Below are 23793 nucleotides of genomic sequence, written 5' to 3'. Positions count from 1 at the left end.
TGGCCGTGAGGCTTATTCAAGGAGACATCCATGGCCGTGAGGCGCATCGTTACAAACATTGCAGTTGACCGGGTCGATGCGGCGAAGACCTTCTATGGCGACGTGCTTGGGATGGACATTGCTATGGACCTGGGGTGGATCACGACCTTTACGGCTGAGGGCAGCATGACGCCGCAGATCAGCATCATGACCGAAGGCGGGTCAGGGACGCCCGTGCCCGACATCTCCATAGAGGTCGATGATCTCTCCGACGTCCAACAGAGAATGCAAGCCGCAGGGTTCGAGATCGAATATGGTCCGGCGGAAGAGCCGTGGGGCGTGACGCGCTTCTTTGTCCGTGATCCATTCGGACGCTTGGTCAACATCCTGGTCCATCGCTGACAAGTGCACTCAAGGTACCAAGGTGCGTGTGGGGCCTGAACCTGTTGCGACAGAGCCAGGGCCAGATTGCATCACTGCCTTGATCTTGGGCAGAGTTTACAAAAAAGACCCCAGCGGAGAGGTAAGGACTCTCTGCCAGGGCCAACTCCTCGCATTGGGGGGCGATGGAGGTTGGTCGGGCAATACGCAACGCGCCCGGTAGGCCCAATATGAAACAGCCACGCTTAACAATTCGTGGACGATCACGAAGGGTGCAAGGGCGAATTCGGCTTGCAAGACTTGAGAAGGAAGCGACCTTCGAGAACGACCGGGACGCTGAGGTGACGCAGCAGATCCGAGACAAAAAAGCCGGCTTCCCACCACAGGGGCACCTGTTCGGCAAATCTGGAGCTCTGGTCAACTCATCCAGTCTTGGGGAACGGAACGATCGTTCCTTCGCTTGGCTCGGCCGCGTCCGGAGCGGAGTGTGCGGCTCTTGCAGCCTGAGCACGCTCGGCGGCCGAGCGCACATACGAGACCAGGGTCTCGCCTGGGCAGGGCTTGGCCAGAAACGCGGCTCCCGGCGGTAGATCTCGTGCCCGCGGCCATTCACGACCGGATGTGATCAGGATCTCAACTGTTGGCCAGCACTCGTGCGTGTGTCGAGCGAGTTCATAGCCGTTGAGGCCTGGCGGCATCTCCACGTCCGACAGCAAGACGTCCACCTCGACCCCGGCGCGCAGGACCGTCAGCGCCTCTTCGGCATTGGATGCTTCGATTACGCGGAAGTTGGCGTCCACGAGAAGGTCGGCCGCGACCAGCCGCACCAGCGGCTCGTCCTCAACCAACAGAACAACACCTAACAACGGATTGGTCATGGAGGCAACACAACAAAGGACGCCAGCGGCCGAGACAGGACGATGGGACTCAACGCACCCACCACCGTACGGTTCCGCTTGCGCGGGGTGGCGTGCGTTTCCGATCAGACACAGGTCCATCCTCCTGCTCCTCCCCGAATATCCCGGACCTAGGGAGAACCCAAGGGGCTGCATCCCGTTATTCGGGCACCAAGTTGCGCAAGGGGTCCCGATGAATTCAGCCTCGGTCACGGCTTTTCCGCGCCGGACGCCGCCTGCCATTCTGGTTGTCGAGGATGACGCCGTGGCACGAGCCCTCGTCAGCGATGCACTGCGGGCTCATGGCTTCAAGGTGCTGGAGGCGAGTTCCGCCGCCGACGCCGTCACCGTGCTCGACAGCATGCGGGTGGACCTCCTGTTCGTCGATGTCCACGTGCCGGGCCCCCGCGATGGGCTGGACGTCGCCCGATACGTGCAGGCGCGCGGTACGCCCACTCAGGTGATCCTCACCTCGGGCCAGTCTGCTGCCTCCGCCATCCCGGATCTCGCGGGCCTCGGGCTGTTCATCCGCAAGCCTTATCTGATCTCGCGGGTGATCGATCTGATCAGCGCGAGCCTCAACTGGCCGGACGCCCCAAAGACCTGAGGGTGGAACTCAGGGCCAAGCGTGGCGATTAGCTCTGTATGAGCCCTGCATCGCCCAGCCTGACACCGCAATCCGACACTCCCCTTCAGACCGTCCTCGTGGTTGAGGATGATGTTTTGGTTCGGCTGGTCATTGCCGACTACCTGCGCGAGTGCGGCTACCGGGTCTATGAGGCGGTGAATGCCGATGAGGCGGTTGCGATCCTGCAGTCGCCTGAGGTGTCGATCGATGTCGTGTTCAGCGATGTTCAGATGCGGGGCGACATGGATGGGTTCGGATTGGCCCGCTGGATCCGGGCCCACAAGCCCGGTGTGCAGGTGGTCCTCACCTCAGGGGTCCAGCGGTCGGCCGAGATTGCCGCGACACTCTGCGAAACGGGCCCCTTGCTGGAAAAGCCGTATCCGCCACAGGATGTGGTCGACCGCATCAGAGAACTGGTGGCGAAGGCCAAGCGCTCCCGACCTTAAAGCGACCTCCGGCAACTCCGACGGAAAACACCCCCGAGTGTTGCAGGACCATGCGGAACCGCGCTCGGCCATAGCCGTTCCTGGCTCTATGAAGGTAAAACCGCGCGCTCCCATTCTGAACCAGCCTGTCGTTCTCCTGGTGGAGGACGAGACGTTGGTGCGCCTGACGCAGGTCGATATTCTGCGGGAGGCCGGCTTCTGGGTGCTGGAAGCTGAGAGCGCGGATGAGGCGTTTGAGACACTGAGGCGACACAAAGACGTGCGTGTCCTGTTGACCGATGTCGATATGCCCGGCTCCCTCGACGGCTTCGAGTTCGCGCGCCTCGTGGCGCAGGGCTGGCCGGAAGTCGGTGTGCTGGTGATTTCCGGCAAGACCTTTCCGGCCGAGGGGGACATGCCGCCTACGGCAACCTTCATTCCCAAGCCGATCCGGCCCGCGGCTCTCGTCGAACACTTGAATGCTCTGATGCCAGACGCCAGTCCCGAGCAGAAGTTGGGTATGCTTTAGAGCCGTGCCAATTCCGGACGGGCGCGGCTTCAGATCAGTCGTTAGGGAATGCCTCGAACTGGGGGAGATCGTCGGCGATCTGATGCCATTTCGCCTTTGATCCGACAAAGATGTGCATTGAAGGGCGGATGGTAGGTTCGTCGATCAAGCTGCCCATGGTGACATGAACATAGGCAGCCTCACGCACGACAGAGTAGAGAAGCGAGCCGCAGGTCGCACAATGTACGTCATGGGGACCTGCTTCGCTGCCAAAGATCGTGACACAATCGCTGCCGCGCGTCATTCGCAGCCGGTCTCGCTCGATGCCGGCAAAGGGCTTGAAAGCCGAGCCGGTCGCGCGCCGACAGTTTGAGCAATGACAATTCATTGCATAGCGGAAGCTGTCCGCCACCGCGTACTCGACGGCCCCGCACCGGCATTTGCCAGCCAATATGCGCTCCGGGCCAGAGATTGGATCTGGTGTCATGCTGTTTCCGCCAAGGTCCGATATCCGAGGCTACAAGAGCGTTCCATCGGTACGCAATGGGTTAAATCCAGTCATGCGAGAGAATACGGGAGAACGTCCGCTTTCCATCCAGCGCACCGGTCAAGGCGACGGTACCAAGCGGCAGACTTTAAGCACTAGGAGGTAATGCGCCGAGAGCCTTTGCCTCAACACTTTGCAAGATCTCGTTTGCACGGCAATCGCCGATAAACCTTCGATCACAGAAGCTATCGTTCCGAGCTTTATCAGATGCTGGCTAGAAACCTGCTGGTCGCAAGGGTTGAGAAATACACCGAACAAGGACGGGAAATTCGCCTCAGAGGGCGGAATTTGGACGGTTGATGCTTGCATGTCTCCGTCGATGATGATTTGGAGCATTTTCCTCCTGTAGGAAACGGGAAGACATCAGTATTCACGTATGTTCGCGTGATAGGAGTTCCATATGGCGAAAGCAGCAACGAAGAAGGCTTCGGCTCCCAAGTCTGCCGCGACCAAGTCTGCCGCGACCAAGACTGCAGCAAAGAAGACCGTCACCACGACAGCCGCTAAGACGGTTGCCAAGAAACTCGCGAAAGCGGCCACTCCCAAGACCATGGCGAAGACGTCTGCCAAGTCGGCGGCAAAGCAGCCTGCTAAAGCCGCAGCCGCAAAGACGCCTGCGAAGGCTGCGGCCAAGACGGCCAAGAAGTCCGTGAAGGCGGCATCGTCGAGCGGCATCCTCACGCTGCGCCACATCGCCGAGACGCTCTCCGAGATGCACGAGCTGCCGAAGCGTCAGGCGAACGAGATGCTCACCCAGGTGGTCGAGCTGATCGCCAAGAGCCTGAAGAAGGGCGACAAGATCCGCCTGACCGGCCTCGGCATTCTCCAGGTCCGCAAGCGCGCCGCCCGCATGGGCCGCAACCCGCAGACCGGCGAGCCCGTGAAGATCAAGGCTTCGAAGAAGATCGCCTTCCGCGCCGCCAAGGATCTGAAGGAATCGATCTAAGGCTTCTGGGGCGGTGCGACAAAGCAGGGCCGCACCGCTTCTTGTTCTTTCGGGGGCAGCCTAAGAGAGATGCTGGGCAAAGTGCTTGTTCATCTCGAACATGCTCACTTTGTCCTTGCCTCCGAACACAGCCTGGAGCTTCTGATCAGCCAGAATTTCCCGCTTGTTCGCGGGGTTCTGCAGGTTGTTGGTCTTGATGTAATCCCACACCTTGCTCACGACCTCAGTCCGAGGAAGCGGAGCCGAGCCAACAATCGCAGCAAGCTCCTGTGAGGGCTGTAGCGGTTTTGCCAGGGCGGAGTTCGGCTTTTTGGCTGCTTTGGCTTCGGTCATCATATAACTCCTAGAGAGAGCGCCTCACTGTCATCTGCAGGGGCGAAAGCGGCGGGACCATGACGAGGAAGGGCTGAACACTTCCTTAATCCAGCCCCAGCCGCAACAATGCCGAATTCCCGGTTCGCATCAGTCGTATCAGCCCGTCACCGCCCGCGCCGCTTGCTCTGCGGTTTTGCCATCATCTGCCGCATTGCTTGCTCTGCTCGCGCTCGGGCTTCTGCATCGTTGCTCAGGTCGCGCACTTCAGAAGACTCCTCTTGCTGCTGAAGACCGCTCGTCCGCGCCCGCCATTGTTTCGCCTGCGCGGCGGTGGCCGCAGCATTCGCTAACCTCTCCAATCGATCCAGCTGTGGCGTCGTGGCTTTCCCATCGGTTCCATGTCGTTCGTCCTCTTGCTCGGGGCGTTGCGCCATCTCGTTACCTCCTTAGGATCAATGTCGTGAACCGGGTCAGGCTGTCGTACGCTTTCGGTTCGGGGGAGAGTGGTTAACTCCATCTTAACCATAAAGGTCCGAGGTAAGCCGATGCGGAAGATCCACAACGGCTTCATAGCTCTCGCCATCCTCCTGGGACCCGCCACTCTCATTCTTGCTCATGAGAGGCTCACCCGGACACCCGCCCAGGAGATCTTTGAATCGCTCGATCCACCGCCGGTCTCGCGGCAGGCCTATACACAGTGCGTTGAGACCCCAAAGACGCACCGTTCAGAGCGGTGTGACGAGTATGTCAGTTTCTTCGAGCATTGCGCTGCTCGGAAGAATGAGTGCGGCTCCCAATCTGTGTATGAGGTTCTGACTAAGATCATTCTCTCGGTCCCGCTCAAAACACAGATCGCCGGCAAAGTTGCCATTCCACCTGACATCTGATCGTGGGACCGATGGCATTCCCCTTTCACCGAAGCCTCCGACGGCACCTCAATGACCTATTCCCGCGAACCCACTGCTATTTCGGAACTCACCGGACAACCGGTCAACACATGGTCTGAAGAATGGCAGCGTGAATGCGAGGCCCGGGCAATTCTGAAGATGTCAAAGGCAGAGCGCGATGCGTTCTTTAACGGGAAGACCGACGAGAACGGGAAAACCATTGAGCGCGGGATCGTTACGCTTCGCGGAAGTAAGGCAGCGGAGGATCTGAAATCACTTATGCAGCAGCTGTTGGATGCCCGTGCGACAAGGGTCTAGCGACAGGCCGAGTACCTGCCGCGTGGACCGTCAAGCGATCAGACGGGGAAGCGCTCGCCCGCAATTACGCGGCCACGCGAAGGTCCGCTTGTCTTACAGCGGGCCGAACCTCAGTCCCAAACTCACACAACGCCTGAGCCAAGGTCATGAGACGCTCCGCCAGGTCTCCCGCCTCGATCTGCTGGGACCCTGACGCTTTTTCCTCGTGAAAACGCATCCGGTAGAGGTTCTTCAAAATCGAACAAGCGGTTGCAAGGTTCTCCGCCATCGCGGAGGCGTGCGTTCCATCCTGAAGAAACGTCCGACACCGGCGGGCGCTGCTAAACAGATCCTGGTAGATATGATCGAGATCATCGGCACTGAGACCGCGCGCCTTCAGCGCTGCGGCTTCACTGACATCGATCGCACTGGCGATCAGTCCCGCGACGTGTAACAGCGCGCGCCCATATGCAACGACCTCTCTACGGCCCCTGCTGTCGACCCTTGCCCTCAAAGAGAGCAGAGTTGAGCGGGCCCGTGCGATATCATTCGCGACGACTGGACAGTCGTCACGCCCCAACCAATGTCTGTTCATTATTGTTTTCGCCTTCGGAATCAGACGCCGAATTAATGATTTTGAAATGAATCGCCGGAGCTCGATAAGCAAGGAATATTTGCGGCTCAGGAGATCCGTGCGACAAATGTCGCCACGTGGAGACGTGAGTTCCCCATTTGTTCATACGTAAAACGCGAAGCGACTCCGCGCCAACCGACGGTCCAGACCTGGAGCCTGTCCCAAATGTCTAAGCCTGCGTCGTGCATCGTCCTCGGAGCTCATTCAACGGGAGGCCTCATCTGCGTAGATCAGACGAGGTCAAATCCCCATGAAAAAGAAGATCAGCCAGTCGCAGCTCATTCTTCCGCTGCTCGATGCGATCGAGGAAAGGGGAGGGGCCGCGAAGGCTCGCGACGTCTACGACCTTGTGGCTGAGAAAATTGCTCTGCCGGCCGGAGACAGGGCGGCTCGGATCACGATCTCAGGGCAGAGCTATAACGCCTTCGAGTGCGAGGTGCGGTGGGCCCACCAGCGGGCAAAGCTCCAAGGCCTGTTGCGGCCGGCGGATACGGGTCTGTGAGCCCTCACCGACAAGGGGCAATCGGCCCTGACCAAGGCGATTCCTGGTCTCGTCGTCACGATCTTCATGACCGATAAGGGCGCAGCTCTGTGGGGACATTGCGAAGATGCCGTCAGACTGCGCGACGACGGCAGCTGCCAGCTTATCTTCTCGAGCCCTCCGTACCCGCTTCTTCGGAAAAAGGAATATGGCAATGAGGACGAGCGCTCATATGTGGATTGGCTCCTGCGGGTGGCGCAAGACTGGCCAAGGAAGCTCACCAAGGACGGTTCGGTCTGCTTGAACCTCGGAGATGCGTGGCGGCGAGGTGAACCGACACTATCGCTTTACCAGGAGCGCTTGCTGATCAAACTTGAAGACGAACTCGGTCTCAAACTCTGTCAGCGCTTCGCGTGGTTCAATCCAGCAAAGATGCCAGTTCCTGGTGAGTGGGTGACTGTGAGACGCGTTCGCGTGAAGCCGTCCCTCGAGAACATCGTCTGGCTCTCGGCTTCCGACAACCCCTACGCCGCCAACCGTCAGATCCTGGTCCCTTATTCTGACAGCATGAAGGCCGTTCTGAAGAGGGGAGGGCAAGCGGCTGCAAGCCGTCCTGCGGGCTACAAGATGGCCGATGGCGCGTTTGGTAATGACAATGGCGGGGCAATCCCAGGAAACCTGATCGTCGCGGCCAACACCGAAAGCAACTCCGACTACATCCGGAACGTGAAAGCCGCCGGGCTCCCGGTCCATCCGGCCCGGTTCCCGGCAGCAGTGCCGGAGACGTTCATTAAGTTCCTCACCCGGCCCAAGGATCTCGTCTTCGAGCCGTTTGGCGGCTCGTTGACCACGGCGGCCGTCGCGGAAATGCTCGACCGCCGCTGGATCGCGTCTGAATGCATGCTTGAGTACATCAAGGGCGGTCAGATGAGGTTTCCAAACGCCTTAGCGGCCTGAAGACTCGCGACCCGTGTTCGGCTGTTTCAGACATAAAACGAGAGTTGTTTCGTGTCTAAATCGTTTCAACCATCGGGGTGGCCCCTCGCACGGAGCCGGACCAATGAAAAGTTTCGGTGAGGCCCCTGATGCAAGGGAACCGTCAGCATTGGTGATGTCAGGCACCGCGATCAGGATGCGCTGCCATCCTCAATGATAAACCTGATGGTACAGACAGCCTCGCCGGCCTCGTCCGTGACATGCAGCCGCCACTTCCCGCCGGACCAGAGCTTTCTCCCAAGATCCCGGATGAGCTCACCTGCCACCAAGACGGCATAGGAGCGGGCCTCATCCGGGCTGGCGAACACGATGCCGTGCGGGTCAACGGCTTCTTCCTGATCGCCGATGTGGAGGAAATACCGGGGCATCAGACCTCCTTGGCCGTTGCCGGAGGGTCTCACGGCCGCGACGACTCTTCCGTGACTGGCATTCGCGTGTGGTCGGCGAAGTTCTCCCGCAGCAGCAGGAGAACAGCGATGGCTGCCACCACGGCGACGAGCGCCACGACACCATCGATGATCTTGCGCTGACGCGTGCGATCAGGCATTCGCGTCTCCCATAGCCAAACCGCTCAACGGCGATTGACATATGTTAATAAATGCCCGGGGCCAGAGGCTGTTCAGGAATTTCTTCTGATTCTGGCTGACCGAAATCTGCTTCACCGGCGCGCGAAGGGCGGCCTCCAGCCTTCCGAGGATTGGGGCATACTGCTTGGCTCGACAAGCTCTATGTCAAGCCCTCGGCAACCTCTCGTGACAGACAATCCGAGTATAAGAACAAGAAGATCTGGCCTGGCCGGGGAGCGCCAAGAACATGCCTTACAAGAAGCGGCTTCGGTCCGGACACTGGATCATCCTTCTCGGCATCTTTGTCGCCTTCACGACCACGGCCGGCGCCACGCTCTTCATCAGCCGCCTCTACAATGATGCTATGGTCCAGGTCAGAGGCAACCTGCAGAACCTGACCCTGATCCTGGCCGAGCAAACCGCCCGCGCCTTCGAGTCGGTTGAGGTCATTCAGCACAACCTGGCGGACCGCTTGGCCGGTCTGGGGGTGAGATCGGAAGACGACCTCAGAGCGGCCGCCTCGACGCCTGTCATCCACACGCTTCTCAAGGAGCAGGAAGACCCTCTGCCCCATATCGACGCCCTGGCGATCATCGACGCCCACGGCAAGCAGCTGAATTCCTCCCGCGCCTGGCCGCCGCCGCCGATGGATGTCTCCGACCGGCCGTATTTCCGAGCCCTGCAATCGGATCCGACGCGGGACTTGGTCGTGAGCGAGCCTGTTGTCAGCCGCGGGGCCGGAACCCAGGTCGTCATCCTGGCTCATAAGCTCAAAGGTTCCGACGGGCAGTTCATCGGCATGATTGCCGGGGTGCTCAAGCTCGGCCACTTTCAGCAGCTATACCGGGACATCGTCCTGAGCCCGAGCAGTGCGATCAGTCTCTTCCGGCAGGATGGCATCCTTCTCACACGCCATCCTCAAGTGGAGCCGATGGTCGGGAAACCGCTCTTCAGATCCAGCAGCGCTGTGGCCGAATTCCTGTCCAGGACCGATCAGGGGATCGTGCGCCAGGTCAGCCTCCTCGACGGCCAGGAACGCATCATCGCGGTCAACGCCCTGCAGCGCTATCCCCTTGTCCTGACAGCCAGCGAGGCGGTGGCAACGCTTCGGTCCGGCTGGGAGCGGGAGGCCGCTCTCGTCGGATCGATCGCTCTCGTCATGGACCTTGCTGTGGCCGCAGCCTGCCTGCTCGGCGTTCGCCAGATCAAGGCCAGCGCCAAGCTCGCCGAGGCGGAAAGCCATCGCGCCCGGCACGATCTCCTGACGGGCCTCCCGAACCGCATTCGCTTCGGCGAAGAGATGGAACGGGCGATGAGCCGCGCCACGGGCTGTGATCAGGATGTTGCCGTGCTCCTGCTCGACCTCGACCGCCTTAAGGAGGTCAACGACACGCTCGGCCATGCCAGAGGAGACGACTTGCTCTGAAGCGTCGCGGAGCGGCTGCGCGCCTGTGTCCGGAAGGCGGATCTGATCGCCAGGATCGGAGGCGACGAGTTCGCCATCATCCAGAGGCCTGTCAGTGATCCAAACGATATCGCAGCCCTTGCGGCGCGCCTGTTGGACGCCATCGCCAAGCCCTACAACCTTCACGGGGATCAGATTACCATCGGCCTGAGCATTGGTGCGGTCCGGGTCCCGGCTGACGATGCTGATCCGGAGGGATGGCTGCACAAGGCCGATCTGCCGCTGTACACCGCCAAGCAGGAGGGGCGGGGCCTCTTCCGGCTCTATGAGCCCGCCATGGATGCCAAGCGCCTGGCCCGCCAAGCGCTTGAACGCGACCTGCGAGAGGCTCTGGAGACTGGAGAGTTCGAGCTGTTCTACCAACCCGTTCTCGATCTGCGCACCAACCGCATTGCCGGCTTCGAGGCGCTCCTGCGCTGGCGGCACTCTGAACGTGGCTGGGTGGCGCCCGGCGAGTTCATTCCGGTGGCGGAAGAGACGGGCCTGATTGGGGCGCTGGGCGAATGGGTCCTGCAGCAGGCGTGCCGGGATGCCGTCAGCTGGCCTGGCTCGCTGAAGGTGTCCGTCAATGTCTCGCCGGTGCAATTCAGGTTGAGCCGTATTCTGGCAGGCGTGACGCAAGCCCTTGCCTCATCCAGTTTGCCGGCGCAGCGGCTGGGGCTGGAGATCACGGAATCCGTTGTGCTCGACGACAGCGGCGCCTTGGCCGCCCTGCTCCGGATCAAGGCCCTGGGAGTTGAGATCTCACTGGATGATTTCGGCACCGGCTACGCGTCCATGAGCTACTTGCGACGGTTTCCGTTCGATCGGATCAAGATCGATCAATCCTTTGTGCGCGAGTTGCAGCGTTTGCCGGACAGCACCGCCATCGTGCATGCCACGCTCGATCTGGCCCGCCGCCTTGGCATCACGACGACGGCCGAGGGGGTGGAAACCCAGGACCAGCTGAGCGCTCTTCGGGCGGCCGGTTGCACGCAAGCGCAGGGCTATCTGATCGCCCGGCCGATGCCGGTGCAGGAGATCGCGGGTTTTCTAGCCCACTGGACTGCGCCTCTCTCCTGAGGGCCTTGTTCTCGTCGTCCGAAGACGTTGATTGAGCCGGGACGGCAAGCCCCGATATGGCCGCCTCGCGCTGCACGCTCCGGCCTGTGGATGCCCCACGTCGATAAGCCTTTTTTAAGCGCCGACGCCTACCCCTGTGTTGGAGGATCAACCCAACGATCCTTTCCCCCGAGAGCCCTGCGTAGCCATGCCCCCGCTACGTGGGGCTTTCTGTTTTGGGCTCAGCCGTCGCGGCATGCCACCGCGCACGCGTAGCCCCCAAAGTGTCTCCTCTCAACCCACCATCGAAAATGACCCAGCTCTCGCTCTTCGACCTGTCGATGCGGTGGAATAGCCGCCGCGCCTCATATCGCCCCTCCCAGGAACCAATTGATCCGAGCCAGTTCTCCGTCGAGCCCGTCGGAGACGCCGTTGCCAGAGACTTCGTTATCCGGCACCACTACTCGGGCTCTTATCCGGCAGCGATCGCGGCCTATGGGTTGTTCCAAAGGGTCGCCTCTTTCCAGCAGGAACTGGTTGGGGTGGCAGTCTTCTCAGTTCCGATGCAGCCGAAAGCCGCTGCCGCATATGGCGCAGACCCGGACGCCAAGTTCTGCGACCTTGGCCGTTTTGTTCTGAAAGATCATGTCGGGGGCAACGGTGAAACTTGGCTGTTGTCGAGGGTCCTGCGCTTGCTCGCGGAAGACAAGCAGCGGCCTGACCGCCGCCCCCTCTATGACCTTTGCATGTCGTATAGTGATCCCGTCCCGCGCACGACGGCAGACGGCGATCTTCTGCATGTCGGCCACGTCGGGCGAATCTACCAGGCCTTTGGGAATTCGATATATTTGGGACGTGGGACGCCTCGCATTCACTGGCTGACACGCGACGGGTCAATCGTCTCTCCGCGAGCGCTTTCGAAGCTCCGCAACGGCGAGCGCGGCGCAGCCAATGCTTATGAATTCCTTCGCTTGCACGGAGCGCCGGCGATGGCCCCAGGCGAACCCGAGGCTGATTACATCAAGCGTGCTCTGACGGGAGGACCTTTCCGAAAACTTCGGCATAACGGCAATCATGCCTACGTCTTCCCGTGTGGCACGCACGCGACCCGCCAGGAGATCCGGCGCCGCATGGACAAAGGCCTCCCACGGCCGACTAAAACCGACCTCCCGATAGCGGCCTAGAATCTAATTCAAATATCCAGCTGCGGTGGCGGTTCCGTGCCGAGTCATTAACCATTCTCGCCAGCACCCGCCCGAATCATATTGCAGGATCGCGAGTCCAAGTTCGGCACGAATACTGTGCTACTTCGAATCAAGTGCGTAACTGAGAATCACCCGGAACCTGGCTTTTACATGCGAATTGATTCGGCCTTTTGGGCTAAATGATTCTAGCGAAAGAAGTTTCCCACCGCTGAATCGATCTATTGTGAATGGATTCTTGACGCGCGACTCCACAGCCAACTCAGAATCGGGCATTTCTCGATACGTCACAAGCGCAACGGGTGGATAGCCATGCCTGACGTGAAAGGTATCGAGCGGGTTCAACGCTTCCGCAAGTCTCGCCGTGAACGCGGAGACCGGGAGTTGAACGTATGGATACCCGGACTTCTCGGAGCTGCCATCGACGAGGCCGTCGAGAGTGGCCGCTTCAAGACACGCCAGGAGGTCATCACCCACGCTCTTGAGACCATGTTCGCCCAAAAGGATCGAAATGTCGTGACGTAAACCAGGCAAAGCAAAAGGCCCACGAAGCGGGAACTTCGAGGGCCTTTGGAGAACCACCGAGGGGTGGCCATCAGGAATCTGTGACAAGTTCCTTATGCCATCCCGACAAACTGCATGTCAAGAGCATCGGTTTCGGTGAACGCTCCTGCTTTGCCCTCAACATGGAGGGTACGATGCAGCTTGCATCGTCAGGAGGCCGGCGGCTGAGACATGCCGCTCTGGCCGCGAGAGAATTTGTGCTCGAAACCGGCCGCACGGTGACGCGCAAGGAACTGTCCGCCGCGGCCCGGGATGCCGCCAAGGCCTTGGAACTCCGGAACGGGCCCCGGTCGGTCCTGTCCGAGCTTGTCGCCTGCTGGGGCGAGCAGGAATGGGAACGGCTCCTGGTGTGGCCGTCGAACGACTATCTGGTTGCCAGAACCGGGCTGTCCGAGCGGGGTATCCGCAAGGCATTCCGCGTCCTCATCGACCACAAGCTGATTATCCCGAAGGAATCCCCCAACGGAAAGCGGTACGCCATCAAGGATTTGGTCGGTGAGATTATCGACGCTTTCGGGTTCGACCTGACACCTGTCTACGCCAGGCGCGGGGAGTGGGCCGAGCGCATCGTTGAGCAGAAGCAGGCCCGGGAAGCCCGGAAACGCACCTTCGACGACATTACGATCGCGCGCCGCGCCGCCCAGGAGGCCCTCAACAGCCTTGCTCAGGAGTTCCCGGATCTGGATCGCTCCGACCTCGAAGACCGGCTGGCCGGCCTTTTGGCGAGGACACCGTTGCGCAGCACGAAAGCCACGCCGCTGGACCTTCTGGACGAGTGGAAAGATCTAAGAGGGGCATGCGAGGAGGCTTATTATAAGGCAGGCTATGCCGGAACTGTGTGCCGCCACACTTATAACAACAACGGATCTCCTACCGAGGCTTGTAACAAGGGCTTTCCGAGGAAAGCTGAGGCGGTTCTTCCAAACGAACAAACCTCGGAGCACCTATCACCGGAATTGATCCTTGAGGCTTGCCCCACCATCAGTGACTACGGCCAACCGGTGCGGGATCTGGCGGATATCGTCTCGGCCGGCCGCTACCTTCGAGCCTCGCTCGGGGCCCATGAAAGCGCTTGGGCTGAGGCAGTCGAAGACATCGGCACCGTTCGGGCGGCCATAGCCGTGATCTACGTCCTGCAGCTCTACGAGGATGACGTGGCCAAGAACGGGGGGGAGAGTCGGATCAAAAACCCGGGCGGCTATTTCCGCGCCCTCACCCGCATGGTGAAATCCGGCAAGATCGACCTCGCCGTCGAGCTCCTGGCGATGAGAAGACGACGGATGAGCTGAACACTACGCAGCCTTCACGCCAGCTTTAGGATATATAGCCGCAACCATCATTGATTCGGTCGTTATTGCGTATGGAATATGCTTATGTTTTCACATCAGGACCTTTGGGACGTCATCGATTTGGTTGCGCAGCAGCGTGGCATGTCTGTATCTGGCCTTGCCCGAAAAGCCGGCCTTGATCCCACGGCTTTCAATAAGTCAAAACGGGTGAGCCCTGACGGGCGAGACCGCTGGCCCTCGACGGAGACGCTCGCCAAGATTCTTTCTTGCACCGAAATGGATCTGTCGGCATTCGCAACCCTCCTCAGATCCGTGCAGGAGCAGGCCGGGTTGCCGTCCAACGATAGCAAGCTGCAAAACCGCGGCGCTCAATGGCGCGCCAACGCATAGGCCATACTACGCTGTCCATGCACCAACGACAGCAGGGGCCGCATTCGCGGCGCCAAGCTGTCACTCACCTATAGACACTCCGATCGGTTGGGCTCAAGACAATTGCAGCCGATCGAACCCGGCGGCCTTGCCAGGAGTCCACGCGTGTATGATCTAAACCGGGAAGAGATCACGAAACTCGTTAGGCTTGTGCAAGATCTCGGAGAACGCGCTGCCAATCGAGGCGACACCACCAACGAGGCCTATTTCCGAGGGGTAGCGGAAGGGCTCGGCTTAGCCGAGCTGATCAAGCACGATCAGGTGGAATGGATGACACGCTGGAGCCAAATCCTTGCTTCCCAGCAGGATCAGACCTAGCGACCGGAACTCGTGCGTCATCCGCACTCGACGCGACACCCAACACCCGCTCTGCATTCACGACGACTGTCCTCTTGCGGACCCGTTGAAGCTTCGATTTAACTCGCGTTTCTTCTGCGTTATAATTCGGCCATCGAGCACGACAAACCAGGACGATTCGTGAAATGGACGACGCAGCTTTCAACACAGAATCCGTAGCAGCCGACCAGCTTAAAGCGTTTATTGAACGTATTGAGAGATTGGAAGAGGAAAAAGCAGGCATATCGGGCGACATTAAAGACGTCTATGCCGAAGCGAAAGGCAATGGTTTTGATACAAAAGTCCTGAGAAAGATAGTCGGCCTGCGAAAGAAAGACCATTCTGAACGGATGGAAGAAGAAGCAGTTCTTGAACTGTACATGCAAGCACTTGGGATGCAATAAGTAAATCACGGGCGTCCTAACGCTCGGGTGAGGACGAGGCGCGGCGCGCCTCGTCTTTTTATTTCAATCGGTTTGATCCGTTCCCACCAGCGAGAAAACCATGCTCCTCCTCTCAAGATCGTCTTCATACCTCGCCTCCAAGGCAGGGGAGGGCAAACGCTCGCACGAATTGGTTCCGGGCATGCTGCTGTGCGGGTTCCTATGCCTCTCGGTAATCCTCTTCAAGGTCGCCGTCGTGATCGGAACGCCGTTGGAACTCGACGCGGGCTCCCAAATCGCGCTCTTCGGACTTGGCGTCGTTCCCGCTGTCGGCGCCATGATCTACAGCCATCCCAGACGCTTTCAGCCAAGGATGGCCTCCCTGTACTTTACAGTTGCCCTCGTGCCGTTCTCGGCGTTGGCTTTCGCCAATCTCGGCCATGTCGTCAGCTATCTCTCACGGTCACAGCCGTTCTGGGATCATCTCCTCGCCTGGGGTGACGCAGCACTCGGCTTCGATTGGATCGCCATGCTCCGATGGGCCAATGAACATCCCGTGCTAACCGCGCTCGCCTACGGGGTCTATATGTCGGCAGGCTTTCAATCTCTCATGGTCCCGATCCTGCTTGCCGGTCTCGGACGATATCGGGTCTTGCAGGTTTCGGTGATTGCTCTCCTGCTGACGCTCATTGTCACCTACGGGATCGCATGGCTACTGCCGGCGCTTGGCACCTACGACTTCTACGGGATCGATCCCTCCCAACACCCGAACATTACGGTAAGGGTGGCAAGCCTGCATGTGCCCGAGATCATGGGCGTCCGTGACGGTTCGATTCTGAACATCTCGCGGCTCGCTCCAACCGGCCTGATCACGTTCCCCAGCTTCCACGCTGCAAACGCAGTGCTGCTCGCCTGGGCGCTCTGGCATGTTCCTTATCTCCGCTATCCGGCTCTCATCCTTAATAGTCTGATGCTCGTCGCAACGCCGCTTCACGGCAGTCACTTCCTGGTCGATGTTCTCGCCGGAATTCTGAGCGCCGCGCTTGCCATCGCTACAGCAGCGATTCTCCTGACGGGACTCCAACGATTGTGGCAGCAATCAGAATCCATCCCCCTAATCCACAGTCCGTCGGAACTCTAAATTGCCGTCACACGCACGGCACTTTCTCTGTGCTTTAACGTTGTGTGCCGGTGACAGCCGTCACTGTGGCTCCTTCCTGCAAGGAAGGCTGTCAAGTTTCCTGAGCCAAGAACCCGAATGATCCCTGCGACTGAACCGCTGCAGCCAAGCATCCTATCTGTTTGACGAAGACATTTTCGAAGATCCCTTTTCAGAAAACCCCGAAAGAATTTACGCCGACCATGTTCAGCACCAGAGACTTCGTCACAGCGGGCATCAATGTCTTGGGAGCCATCGATGCTCTTGAGGGCGCGCTTGCGCGGGCCACCTCCGGCGCTGATAGCATTTGCGTGACGGAGCACGAGAAGGACCTGATCTGCATGGGTATCGTGGATGCCCGATTTGTCCTGTCGACCCATGGCCTTCAGGCCGACAAGGTCCTCACACTTCTGACCATCCGGCTCGCCTCCTCGCTTGAAGTGTCCCGCACGAAAGCCCTGTCTGCTCTCAGCGAGCTCAGAACGGTTGAGGCTCTTGCTGCGGTCGATGCCAAAGCCAACCTCCAAGCCATTGCCGCATAAGGAGGCCACATGGGCTTCTTCAGACATGAGAACATGCCCGGGTTCCGTTAGGTCCACCCTAACCGAACATTCCGATGCACACTGCCGACCTACTGGTCGGATATTCCGCGGCAGAGCGAACGGGATTGGAAGAGCCGCCGGCAACACCAGTGGCGATAATCAAGCGCTCAAGGGGCGGCCTGAGCAACCAGGCCGCCCGTTGCCGCGACCGCTCGCACTCGGAAACAGTCCCATGATCCTCAACGTGTACGTCCCCAAGCCGGATTCCTCGGCCGCGGCTCTTATCCTCCCGGGAAGCGCCATTGTTGGGAAGGATGAGCAGGACGGCCGCATCCTTTGTTACTACGAGGGCAACGCCATTGGGGCCAAGAACCTCACCGGTTGTTCACCTTGAGAACGATTACCGCCGTGGGCTCTTCAACGGGGTCCTCGGAACCGTTGTTGAGGTTAATCCAGTCCAACGCGCGGTCGAAGTAGCCTTCGACGGTGAGCGACACAGCTTTGAAAAGGCGGAACTCGCTCGGATCAAGCTCGCCTATGCTCTGACCTGCCATAAGCTTCAGGGTAGTCAAGCGCCGAGGGTAGTCGTAGCCCTCGAACCAAGCTTGCTTCTAGCAGGTTGTTGAAAAAGTCCGTGGCGGCGCGGGCTCGGCTGTGATTCATTCGAGCCGGGCCACCGGAGGAAATGAATGCGCGGACGGGATGAGCGGACCGGAGAGCTGTTCTCCTATGTCGATCTGGAGGCCCGGGTGCGCGCGGATCATCCGTTGCGGGCGATCCGGGCGATTGCCAATCAGGCGCTGGTCCTGCTTCAGCCTGCACTGGCGGCTCTGTACGCGCCATACATGGGGCGGCCGTCCATTGCACCCGAGAAGCTGCTCCGCGCCATGCTGCTGCAGGCCTTCTACTCGATTCGCTCCGAGCGCCAGCTGATGGAGCGGCTCGACTACGATCTGCTCTTTCGCTGGTTTGTTGGGCTCGGCATCGATGATGCCGTGTGGGATCACTCCACCTTCTCCAAGAACCGCGATCGGCTTCTCGACGGCGACATCGCGGCCCAGTTCCTGGCCGCCGTGCTGGCCCAGCCCAGGGTGAAGAAGCTTCTCTCCACGGATCACTTCTCGGTCGATGGTACCCTGATCGAAGCCTGGGCTTCCATGAAGAGCTTCACGCCCAAGGACGGCGCCGGGGATCCGCCGGCCGGTGGCGGGCGCAACGGGGAGGTCAACTTCCGGGGCGAGAAGCGCTCGAACGACACCCATGCCTCGACCACTGATCCGGATGCGCGGCTCTACCGCAAGGGAGCCGGCAAGGAGGCGAAGCTGTGCTTCCTCGGACATGCGCTCATGGAGAACCGCTCCGGCCTGGTGGTGGACGCCTGTCTGACGCGCGCTGATGGTTATGCCGAGCGCACGGCGGCCCTGGCTTTGATGGAACCCTACGCCGACCGATCACGGGCGATCACGCTGGGGGCTGATAAGGCCTATGACACGCAGGACTTCGTCCGTGAGTTGCGGACCATGAAGGTCACACCGCATGTGGCGCAGAACGCGAACGGCCGGCGTTCAGCTATTGATGGACGCACCACCCGGCATGCGGGCTACGCGATCAGTCAGCGCATCCGCAAGCGCATAGAGGAGGCGTTCGGCTGGATCAAAACGGTCGCCGGTCAGGCCAAGACCCGGTTCCGGGGTGTTGAGCGGGTGGAGTTGGCCTTCACGTTCGCAGCCGCTGCCTACAATCTGGTGCGCCTGCCCAAGCTCCTGGCGGGGGCGACATGAGCGTCCTCGGCAAATGGCGCATCACGAAGATGCCGGACCATGTCGAGGATTATCCCGACATGGTTGGGCTCGCCTACATCCTCTTCGAGGAGGGCGGCGCGGGAGAGTTCGCTTTCGGATGTGTGACCGGCCAGATCTTCGGTGGCGGTCATGCAGATGCCGTTGCATTCTCGTGGGAAGGTAACGACGAGATGGATGTGGCAAGCGGCGACGGCTGGGCTGAGCTCCAGCCTGACGGCTCTCTTAAGGGCGCAATCTGCTTCCACGGCGCCGATGAAGCAAACTTCATCGCCCGCCGATGGACTTCTTCAACAGCCTGCTAGAGCCATCCTGGCTCTACACGGCCGTAACCCGGGCAGAGCGCCAAGCCGTCCTCGTTGGACCAACACAATTGTTGGACGCAGCCCTTAGGAAGCCGTTCGCTTGGTCTGAGCGCTACGTCGGCATCGCCTGAGGTCCTGATGGATGGATAGAGAAGGCACGAAGTCCCATCATCTAGGCTCCCACGCACCCATTCTGATGCTCTTGACCTGATTGCCGGAGCTGCCCTGAACCCTCTGGTTTTATCACATGGCAGAATCACTAGGTTATAGGCACCATAAGGAGAAGCCTACCGATATATCATTCAGAGGCTCTGCAGATTTTCCTATTTACCGCAAAGATTACGCTTGCAACAGAAGGTGATACCCACCTCTATGATATCCAAAAGGACCCAGCCAAGATGGCCGACCACATCTTGCTAGAGCTCGCAGTGCGTAAGCCGTATCGCGATACTCCTGATCTACTTGCTGAAGCTGAATACGATATCGAGGCAGGCTTGTGGGTCTTGCATGGCCGTCCATTGATTGAGGTATCCCCGATCTTCGCTGGGCCCGTTTCGAAGAAGATGGATCAGGAGACCGGCGAAGACCGGAAAGGCGAATGAGCCCACGGGTTCTCATCCTAGCAGACCTTTATGACTTCGCCGCTGACATGGTAGCTCTGCAGCTTCGTGAGCGCGAGGTCCCATTCCTACGATTAAATCGCGAGCAACTCTCGACAATGAGGTTGTCACTCGATCCACTCGAGCCTTCGTTGCGAGTCGCACTTGCAGACACAAGCTGGTCTATCGGACCTGACTTGCGCTCCATTTGGTACCGGCAACCCGTTTTCTTGCGAAACACTCCAGAGCAGCCCCTCGATCGCGTCGCTCAGCTTGAGCGATCACAGTGGATGGCCTTCCTTCGTGCGCTGACTGTTTTTGACTCAGTGGCATGGATGAATCACCCACGCGAGACATACCAAGCGGAGACGAAACCGTTCCAACTCGCAGTGGCCCAACGTGTGGGTTTCACAGTGCCTTCTACGCTCGTTTCAAACGATGCCAGTGCCATCCAGGAGTTGTTTCCATCCGATGTGATGATCAAGCCTCTCGATACAGTGCTCATCCGCGAAGGAGATGAGACCCTGTTCGCATACGCCAATGCGGCCAGGGCGGATTCGCTAGACAACAGGGCAACACCGCAGTCCCCGCTAATCGCTCAAGATTTGAAGACGGGAAAGGTAGACTGGCGGGTAACTGTGATTGGCGACGAGATCTATCCTGTTCGCATCCTAAAGGACAGCCGTGGCATCGAAGGCGATTGGCGACGCACTCCGAAGGCTGACCTTCGGTATGAGGACGGCGACTTGCCACCAGCTGTCGCGAGTTCTTGCAAGCATCTTCTTCGCGAGGTGGGCCTATCGTTCGGCGGGATCGATTTGATTGAGACTGCTGATGGATTTTCCTTCGTTGAGGTGAACCCAACTGGCGAATTTGGATGGCTTGTTGAACCACACCGCCCACTCGACCAGGTTATCGCGCGATGGCTGGCGTGCGGAGGAGCGTTTGGCGAATGACCAATTCGTTCACCACGAATTTCCGAGCGATGTGCTTGAGCGTAAGGAGGCATCTTGTAGGGGCTGGGAAGCGCCTCCTGGAAGAATGCTTTCCCTACGTCACCTACATTGTGCGAAAACGCCGTAAGCTGCGGGAGGCCGCCCTTGAAGCAGACCCAGTCGCTACGGAAAATTACGTGACCTTAAGTATAGACGAGCTGAGGGCTATGCTTCAAGATGAACGCCAGCGAGCCGCAGCTACTGACGAGAAGACATTCAAGTTGACGCTCTCAATTTCCTTAGCTCTTACAGTTTTTGGGGCGCTCTCACCTCTGTTCTTGGACAGGATTTGCTCGCCACAAACGAAGGCTCTTTGCGCTTCTGCCATTCTTGCAACTGTGTTTTACTCGCTCTCCGGTGGCTTTGTGGCGTTGGGAGCAATGCGAACTCTACCGTCGTATGGATTTGGCCCCACGGGCTTGCCAGAAAAGGCAGTGGCAGCAAGGCGACGGTTTTTAGCGAACTCGCTTGCGCGAAACCAACTAGTAAGCATAGCCCGCCATTTACGAAATGAAACCGCATATCAGTCGCTTCGCAATAGTTTCATAGGATTGTTCGTTGCTATTGGAGTATTCGTCTATGCGGTTATAGCAGGCGAGGCCTCCCTAACACTGGGGCGTTAGGTACTGCTCCGCATCGGTCAGCGCATAGACTATCGAATGTTGTTTGCACTCTGCGCTACGGTGAACCAACTGGTATGGAACACTGGAGTGCTGTTATTGGGATTTGTTGGTAAGCCGTATCGCGCGCGTTTTAAGTGGCTGATATCGACTAAATTACTCAGGTACGTATTAAAGTATCATTTATTAAGCTGCGCTTTTGCTGCCCCGCTGACACAACGAAGCCGAACTGATATAGGTCTTTAGTCATTAGGGAGGAATTGATGGCTCGTAGGGTGTTCTTTAGCTTCCACTATGATCGCGACGTTCGACGTGTGGTCCAAGTTCGGAACTCTTGGGTCGTTCGGCCGGGTGGAGATGCGCAGCCATTCTACGACAAGGCCGAGTTCGAGGAGGCCAAGAAGCGCGCCGGTGGTATCGAGAAGTGGATCGAGGAACAACTTAAGGGAACGTCTGTAACGGTGGTCCTCTTCGGTGCCGAGACCTATGAGCGCGAATGGGTCCGCCACGAGATTAAGCGCAGCTATGAACTCGGCAAAGGGCTGCTCGCAATCGATATCCATAATGTGAAAGATCCTCAGTCGGGCACGGACAGGCAGGGCAAGAACCCGCTCGACTATTGGACGGTGAAACAACACGGACGCGATGTGCCGTTCTCTAGCTTGTACAGAACCTATGACTGGGTACGTGACAACGGGTACAATAACATGCCGTCCTGGATCGAAGCGGCTGCCAAGGCAGCTGGGCGCTGAGGCTCTAATGAGCGTGTATGAGTTCGCTATACTTGGCTCGGCGGCACCTGAGGACCGAGCCACTCTCACCGCAACGCTTGGCAATATGGTCGCAGATTTCGGGCTCGTGCTAGGAGACGACATCGTCATCCATGATGCAGCCACACTACCACATAGGGATAAGAGAGCCGCCTTTGCTGCGACCTATTTTGGCGGAGCCGTCAACACCGATGTCGATGCGGCACAGGAGGTAATTCGATCTAGTGCGCCGATCATTCCAATCATCCCTGCTGGTGGAGACTTTGGCGCTCACATCCCGGATATCCTACAAGCGGCCAATGGGCTCAAGCGAAGGCACGACGACCCAGAAATGGCCGAGCTAGCAGCAGCGCTGCTTGAATGCGTTGGGTTGCTCAGGCGGCAGCGCCGAGTGTTCGTGAGCTACCGGCGAACCGAGTCGCGTGCAGCAGCATTGCAATTACATGACCTGCTGACCGCACGTGGCTTCGATGTCTTCCTGGACACGCACAATATTCGGCCAGGTGATCCATTTCAGGACGTGCTTTGGCACCGGCTGGTCGACTCGGACGTTATGGTGATGCTCGATACTCCCACCTACTTCGAAAGCCGCTGGACGCGGCAGGAGATCGGGCGTGCTCGAGCGAAAGAAATCCAAGTGCTTCGTGTCATTTGGCCGGAGCATACGCCAAGCAAGCTCACCGATCTTGCCGAAACTATCTATCTTGAGCCCACTGATTTGCAGGGGCATGATGGCCCGATCGCGGCGACTACAGTGGATGCGATCATCCTTGGTGTCGAGCGGCTGCGAAGTCGGAGCATTGCCGCTCGCTATATGTCCATCACTGGCAAGCTAAGGTCTGACGTCGAGAAAATTGGCGCCTCCGTCGAAGGAGTTGGCGCGCATCGGGCGATTGCGGTGCGCCTTCTCGATGATCGTAGAATCTGGGCTTACCCGATCGTGGGAGTACCAACTGCCGAGATCTTGAATGATGTCGCTGAAAAGGCGCGCCGCGCTGACCAGCGGGAGGTGCCTATTCTGGTTTACGATCATATCGGCATCCGCGATGCATGGAGCGCGCATCTTCGATGGCTCGACGAGCACATCCGAGCTGTCCGGGCGATCAAGGTGTCGGAAGCGGGTTGGGCGCTCGCAGCTTGGGAGGCCTGACCATGGCTGAGGCAATCTTCCTCTCTGCAGGGGTGCCTGATTCAAAGCGCGGACCACAGTACGCAGCCACTGCAGACACAGTCGCGATAACGGCGGCCGTTTCGGCTCTGGTGCATGTGACACTCGGCCGCCGACTTGTTGTTTGGGGTGGACATCCGGCGGTCACACCTATGATCTGGGTCGTTGCGCAAGATATCGGAGTCGATTACGGTCGGTGGGTTCAACTCTACCAGTCTCGACACTTCAGGGATGAGTTCCCGGAAGACAATGAGCGATTCCAAAATGTTACCTATACCGATGAGGTCGGACTAGATCGAGAGAAGAGCCTGCTCGCAATGCGCGAGCGAATGTTCACAGACCATGTGTTCAAGGCAGCAGTATTTATCGGTGGTATGGGTGGGATTGTCCAAGAGTACGAGCTCTTTCGGCGCCTGCAGCCAGCTGCGGCGGTCGTACCAGTCGTCTCCACCGGCGGCGCGACCTTGGAAGTCGCCGCTCGCGTGGGAGTGCTAGACGCCGATTTGGCGGATGACCGCGATTATGTTGCGCTGTTCCATCGCCATCTCGGGATCTCGGTGAAAGAAGAGCGATTCCGTAGCCCTCAGGACCAACCGTCTGAGATCGAGCAGCGTTTCTGGCGTCCACCTACAAGACCCTGA

The 23793-nt window shown here is 59.1% G+C and carries 33 protein-coding genes and 1 pseudogene; 26 read left to right on the top strand and 8 right to left on the bottom strand.

Features of this window, described 5'->3' with window-relative positions:
* The first annotated feature begins 30 nt into the window (after positions 1–30).
* The gene (locus RE429_RS28835; RefSeq protein ID WP_414476256.1) at positions 31–381 is read left to right on the top strand and encodes a VOC family protein; all 351 of its coding nucleotides are present in this window, start codon (positions 31–33) and stop codon (positions 379–381) included.
* A 401-nt stretch (positions 382–782) separates the two neighbouring features.
* Here RE429_RS28835 and RE429_RS28830 read toward each other — a convergent pair whose 3' ends face one another.
* Positions 783–1238, bottom strand: a complete 456-nt coding sequence (locus RE429_RS28830; RefSeq protein ID WP_414476255.1) for a response regulator — start codon at positions 1236–1238, stop codon at positions 783–785.
* Positions 1239–1449: 211 nt separating this feature from the next.
* On the opposite strand from RE429_RS28830, the gene RE429_RS28825 reads away from it, so the two are divergent.
* The 3 genes from RE429_RS28825 (at position 1450) to RE429_RS28815 (ending at position 2838) form a co-directional block, all read left to right on the top strand.
* On the top strand, positions 1450–1863 hold the full coding sequence (locus RE429_RS28825) for a response regulator (RefSeq protein WP_414476254.1): 414 nt from the start codon (positions 1450–1452) through the stop codon (positions 1861–1863).
* A 116-nt stretch (positions 1864–1979) separates the two neighbouring features.
* The gene (locus RE429_RS28820; protein ID WP_414476253.1) at positions 1980–2330 is read left to right on the top strand and encodes a response regulator; all 351 of its coding nucleotides are present in this window, start codon (positions 1980–1982) and stop codon (positions 2328–2330) included.
* A gap of 88 nt (positions 2331–2418) precedes the next feature.
* The gene (locus tag RE429_RS28815) at positions 2419–2838 is read left to right on the top strand and encodes a response regulator (RefSeq protein WP_414476252.1); all 420 of its coding nucleotides are present in this window, start codon (positions 2419–2421) and stop codon (positions 2836–2838) included.
* Positions 2839–2872: 34 nt separating this feature from the next.
* Here the strand turns inward: RE429_RS28815 and RE429_RS28810 are convergent, their stop codons facing one another.
* Positions 2873–3304, bottom strand: coding sequence for a GFA family protein (locus tag RE429_RS28810; RefSeq protein ID WP_414476251.1), 432 nt, complete (start codon positions 3302–3304; stop codon positions 2873–2875).
* Positions 3305–3764: 460 nt separating this feature from the next.
* On the opposite strand from RE429_RS28810, the gene RE429_RS28805 reads away from it, so the two are divergent.
* Entirely contained in the window at positions 3765–4310 is a 546-nt protein-coding gene (locus RE429_RS28805; protein ID WP_414476250.1) for an HU family DNA-binding protein, read from the top strand.
* Positions 4311–4370: 60 nt separating this feature from the next.
* Here the strand turns inward: RE429_RS28805 and RE429_RS28800 are convergent, their stop codons facing one another.
* Positions 4371–4646 (bottom strand): SWIB/MDM2 domain-containing protein, encoded by a 276-nt coding sequence (locus tag RE429_RS28800; RefSeq protein WP_414476249.1) that lies wholly within the window; start codon positions 4644–4646, stop codon positions 4371–4373.
* 143 nt (positions 4647–4789) lie between these two features.
* On the bottom strand, positions 4790–5059 hold the full coding sequence (locus tag RE429_RS28795; protein ID WP_414476248.1) for a hypothetical protein: 270 nt from the start codon (positions 5057–5059) through the stop codon (positions 4790–4792).
* A 111-nt stretch (positions 5060–5170) separates the two neighbouring features.
* Here RE429_RS28795 and RE429_RS28790 point away from each other — a divergent pair, with 111 nt between their 5' ends.
* Positions 5171–5512 (top strand): hypothetical protein, encoded by a 342-nt coding sequence (locus RE429_RS28790; RefSeq protein WP_414476247.1) that lies wholly within the window; start codon positions 5171–5173, stop codon positions 5510–5512.
* Positions 5513–5563: 51 nt separating this feature from the next.
* A complete protein-coding gene (locus RE429_RS28785; protein ID WP_414476246.1) occupies positions 5564–5830 on the top strand; it encodes a hypothetical protein in 267 nt (88 codons plus the stop codon).
* A gap of 64 nt (positions 5831–5894) precedes the next feature.
* Here RE429_RS28785 and RE429_RS28780 read toward each other — a convergent pair whose 3' ends face one another.
* Positions 5895–6476 (bottom strand): hypothetical protein, encoded by a 582-nt coding sequence (locus RE429_RS28780; RefSeq protein WP_414476245.1) that lies wholly within the window; start codon positions 6474–6476, stop codon positions 5895–5897.
* Positions 6477–6693: 217 nt separating this feature from the next.
* Here RE429_RS28780 and RE429_RS28775 point away from each other — a divergent pair, with 217 nt between their 5' ends.
* Together RE429_RS28775 and RE429_RS28770 are read left to right on the top strand one after the other, a co-directional pair.
* Positions 6694–6945: a winged helix-turn-helix domain-containing protein gene (locus RE429_RS28775; RefSeq protein WP_414476244.1), complete on the top strand. Its 252-nt coding sequence runs from the start codon at positions 6694–6696 to the stop codon at positions 6943–6945.
* 66 nt (positions 6946–7011) lie between these two features.
* Positions 7012–7881 (top strand): DNA-methyltransferase, encoded by an 870-nt coding sequence (locus tag RE429_RS28770; RefSeq protein WP_414476243.1) that lies wholly within the window; start codon positions 7012–7014, stop codon positions 7879–7881.
* Positions 7882–8051: 170 nt separating this feature from the next.
* On the opposite strand, the gene RE429_RS28765 is transcribed toward RE429_RS28770, so the two are convergent.
* Together RE429_RS28765 and RE429_RS28760 are read right to left on the bottom strand one after the other, a co-directional pair.
* Entirely contained in the window at positions 8052–8288 is a 237-nt protein-coding gene (locus tag RE429_RS28765) for a DUF6894 family protein (protein WP_414476242.1), read from the bottom strand.
* 29 nt (positions 8289–8317) lie between these two features.
* Positions 8318–8467 (bottom strand): hypothetical protein, encoded by a 150-nt coding sequence (locus RE429_RS28760; RefSeq protein WP_414476241.1) that lies wholly within the window; start codon positions 8465–8467, stop codon positions 8318–8320.
* A 266-nt stretch (positions 8468–8733) separates the two neighbouring features.
* Here RE429_RS28760 and RE429_RS28755 point away from each other — a divergent pair.
* The 10 genes and pseudogenes from RE429_RS28755 to RE429_RS28710 all read left to right on the top strand — a co-directional run.
* Positions 8734–10149: pseudogene (locus RE429_RS28755) on the top strand (diguanylate cyclase domain-containing protein); the annotation flags it as partial.
* Positions 10150–10227: 78 nt separating this feature from the next.
* A complete protein-coding gene (locus tag RE429_RS28750; protein WP_414476479.1) occupies positions 10228–11013 on the top strand; it encodes a putative bifunctional diguanylate cyclase/phosphodiesterase in 786 nt (261 codons plus the stop codon).
* Between the two features lie 290 nt (positions 11014–11303).
* Entirely contained in the window at positions 11304–12176 is an 873-nt protein-coding gene (locus tag RE429_RS28745) for a hypothetical protein (protein WP_414476240.1), read from the top strand.
* A gap of 330 nt (positions 12177–12506) precedes the next feature.
* Positions 12507–12719, top strand: a complete 213-nt coding sequence (locus tag RE429_RS28740; RefSeq protein ID WP_414476239.1) for a hypothetical protein — start codon at positions 12507–12509, stop codon at positions 12717–12719.
* Between the two features lie 173 nt (positions 12720–12892).
* Positions 12893–14047 (top strand): plasmid replication protein RepC, encoded by a 1155-nt coding sequence (gene repC, locus RE429_RS28735; RefSeq protein WP_414476238.1) that lies wholly within the window; start codon positions 12893–12895, stop codon positions 14045–14047.
* Between the two features lie 84 nt (positions 14048–14131).
* The gene (locus tag RE429_RS28730; RefSeq protein WP_414476237.1) at positions 14132–14437 is read left to right on the top strand and encodes a hypothetical protein; all 306 of its coding nucleotides are present in this window, start codon (positions 14132–14134) and stop codon (positions 14435–14437) included.
* 144 nt (positions 14438–14581) lie between these two features.
* Positions 14582–14794, top strand: a complete 213-nt coding sequence (locus tag RE429_RS28725) for a hypothetical protein (RefSeq protein WP_414476236.1) — start codon at positions 14582–14584, stop codon at positions 14792–14794.
* Positions 14795–14958: 164 nt separating this feature from the next.
* Entirely contained in the window at positions 14959–15216 is a 258-nt protein-coding gene (locus RE429_RS28720; RefSeq protein ID WP_414476235.1) for a DUF2312 domain-containing protein, read from the top strand.
* Positions 15217–15316: 100 nt separating this feature from the next.
* Entirely contained in the window at positions 15317–16336 is a 1020-nt protein-coding gene (locus RE429_RS28715; RefSeq protein ID WP_414476234.1) for a phosphatase PAP2 family protein, read from the top strand.
* A 221-nt stretch (positions 16337–16557) separates the two neighbouring features.
* Entirely contained in the window at positions 16558–16896 is a 339-nt protein-coding gene (locus RE429_RS28710) for a hypothetical protein (RefSeq protein WP_414476233.1), read from the top strand.
* Positions 16897–17270: 374 nt separating this feature from the next.
* On the opposite strand, the gene RE429_RS28705 is transcribed toward RE429_RS28710, so the two are convergent.
* The gene (locus RE429_RS28705) at positions 17271–17468 is read right to left on the bottom strand and encodes a hypothetical protein (protein ID WP_414476232.1); all 198 of its coding nucleotides are present in this window, start codon (positions 17466–17468) and stop codon (positions 17271–17273) included.
* A 117-nt stretch (positions 17469–17585) separates the two neighbouring features.
* Here RE429_RS28705 and RE429_RS28700 point away from each other — a divergent pair, with 117 nt between their 5' ends.
* From RE429_RS28700 to RE429_RS28670, 7 genes are all read left to right on the top strand, one after another.
* Positions 17586–18677 carry an IS5 family transposase gene (locus RE429_RS28700; protein ID WP_414476231.1) on the top strand — a complete coding sequence of 364 codons (1092 nt, stop codon included), beginning with the start codon at positions 17586–17588 and terminating at the stop codon, positions 18675–18677.
* A gap of 29 nt (positions 18678–18706) precedes the next feature.
* A complete protein-coding gene (locus RE429_RS28695) occupies positions 18707–19000 on the top strand; it encodes a hypothetical protein (protein ID WP_414476230.1) in 294 nt (97 codons plus the stop codon).
* 398 nt (positions 19001–19398) lie between these two features.
* Positions 19399–19602 (top strand): hypothetical protein, encoded by a 204-nt coding sequence (locus tag RE429_RS28690; RefSeq protein ID WP_414476229.1) that lies wholly within the window; start codon positions 19399–19401, stop codon positions 19600–19602.
* A 287-nt stretch (positions 19603–19889) separates the two neighbouring features.
* A complete protein-coding gene (locus RE429_RS28685) occupies positions 19890–20555 on the top strand; it encodes an ATP-grasp domain-containing protein (protein WP_414476228.1) in 666 nt (221 codons plus the stop codon).
* A 922-nt stretch (positions 20556–21477) separates the two neighbouring features.
* Positions 21478–21966, top strand: a complete 489-nt coding sequence (locus tag RE429_RS28680) for a TIR domain-containing protein (protein WP_414476227.1) — start codon at positions 21478–21480, stop codon at positions 21964–21966.
* 7 nt (positions 21967–21973) lie between these two features.
* On the top strand, positions 21974–23134 hold the full coding sequence (locus RE429_RS28675; RefSeq protein WP_414476226.1) for a toll/interleukin-1 receptor domain-containing protein: 1161 nt from the start codon (positions 21974–21976) through the stop codon (positions 23132–23134).
* Positions 23135–23136: 2 nt separating this feature from the next.
* Positions 23137–23793: a hypothetical protein gene (locus RE429_RS28670; protein ID WP_414476225.1), complete on the top strand. Its 657-nt coding sequence runs from the start codon at positions 23137–23139 to the stop codon at positions 23791–23793.

The sequence above is a fragment of the Microvirga sp. M2 genome, assembly GCF_047497095.1.
Classification (GTDB): Bacteria; Pseudomonadota; Alphaproteobacteria; order Rhizobiales; family Beijerinckiaceae; genus Microvirga.
Note: the sequence above shows the minus strand (reverse complement) of the source record. Positions and strands in the feature narration are given on the sequence as shown.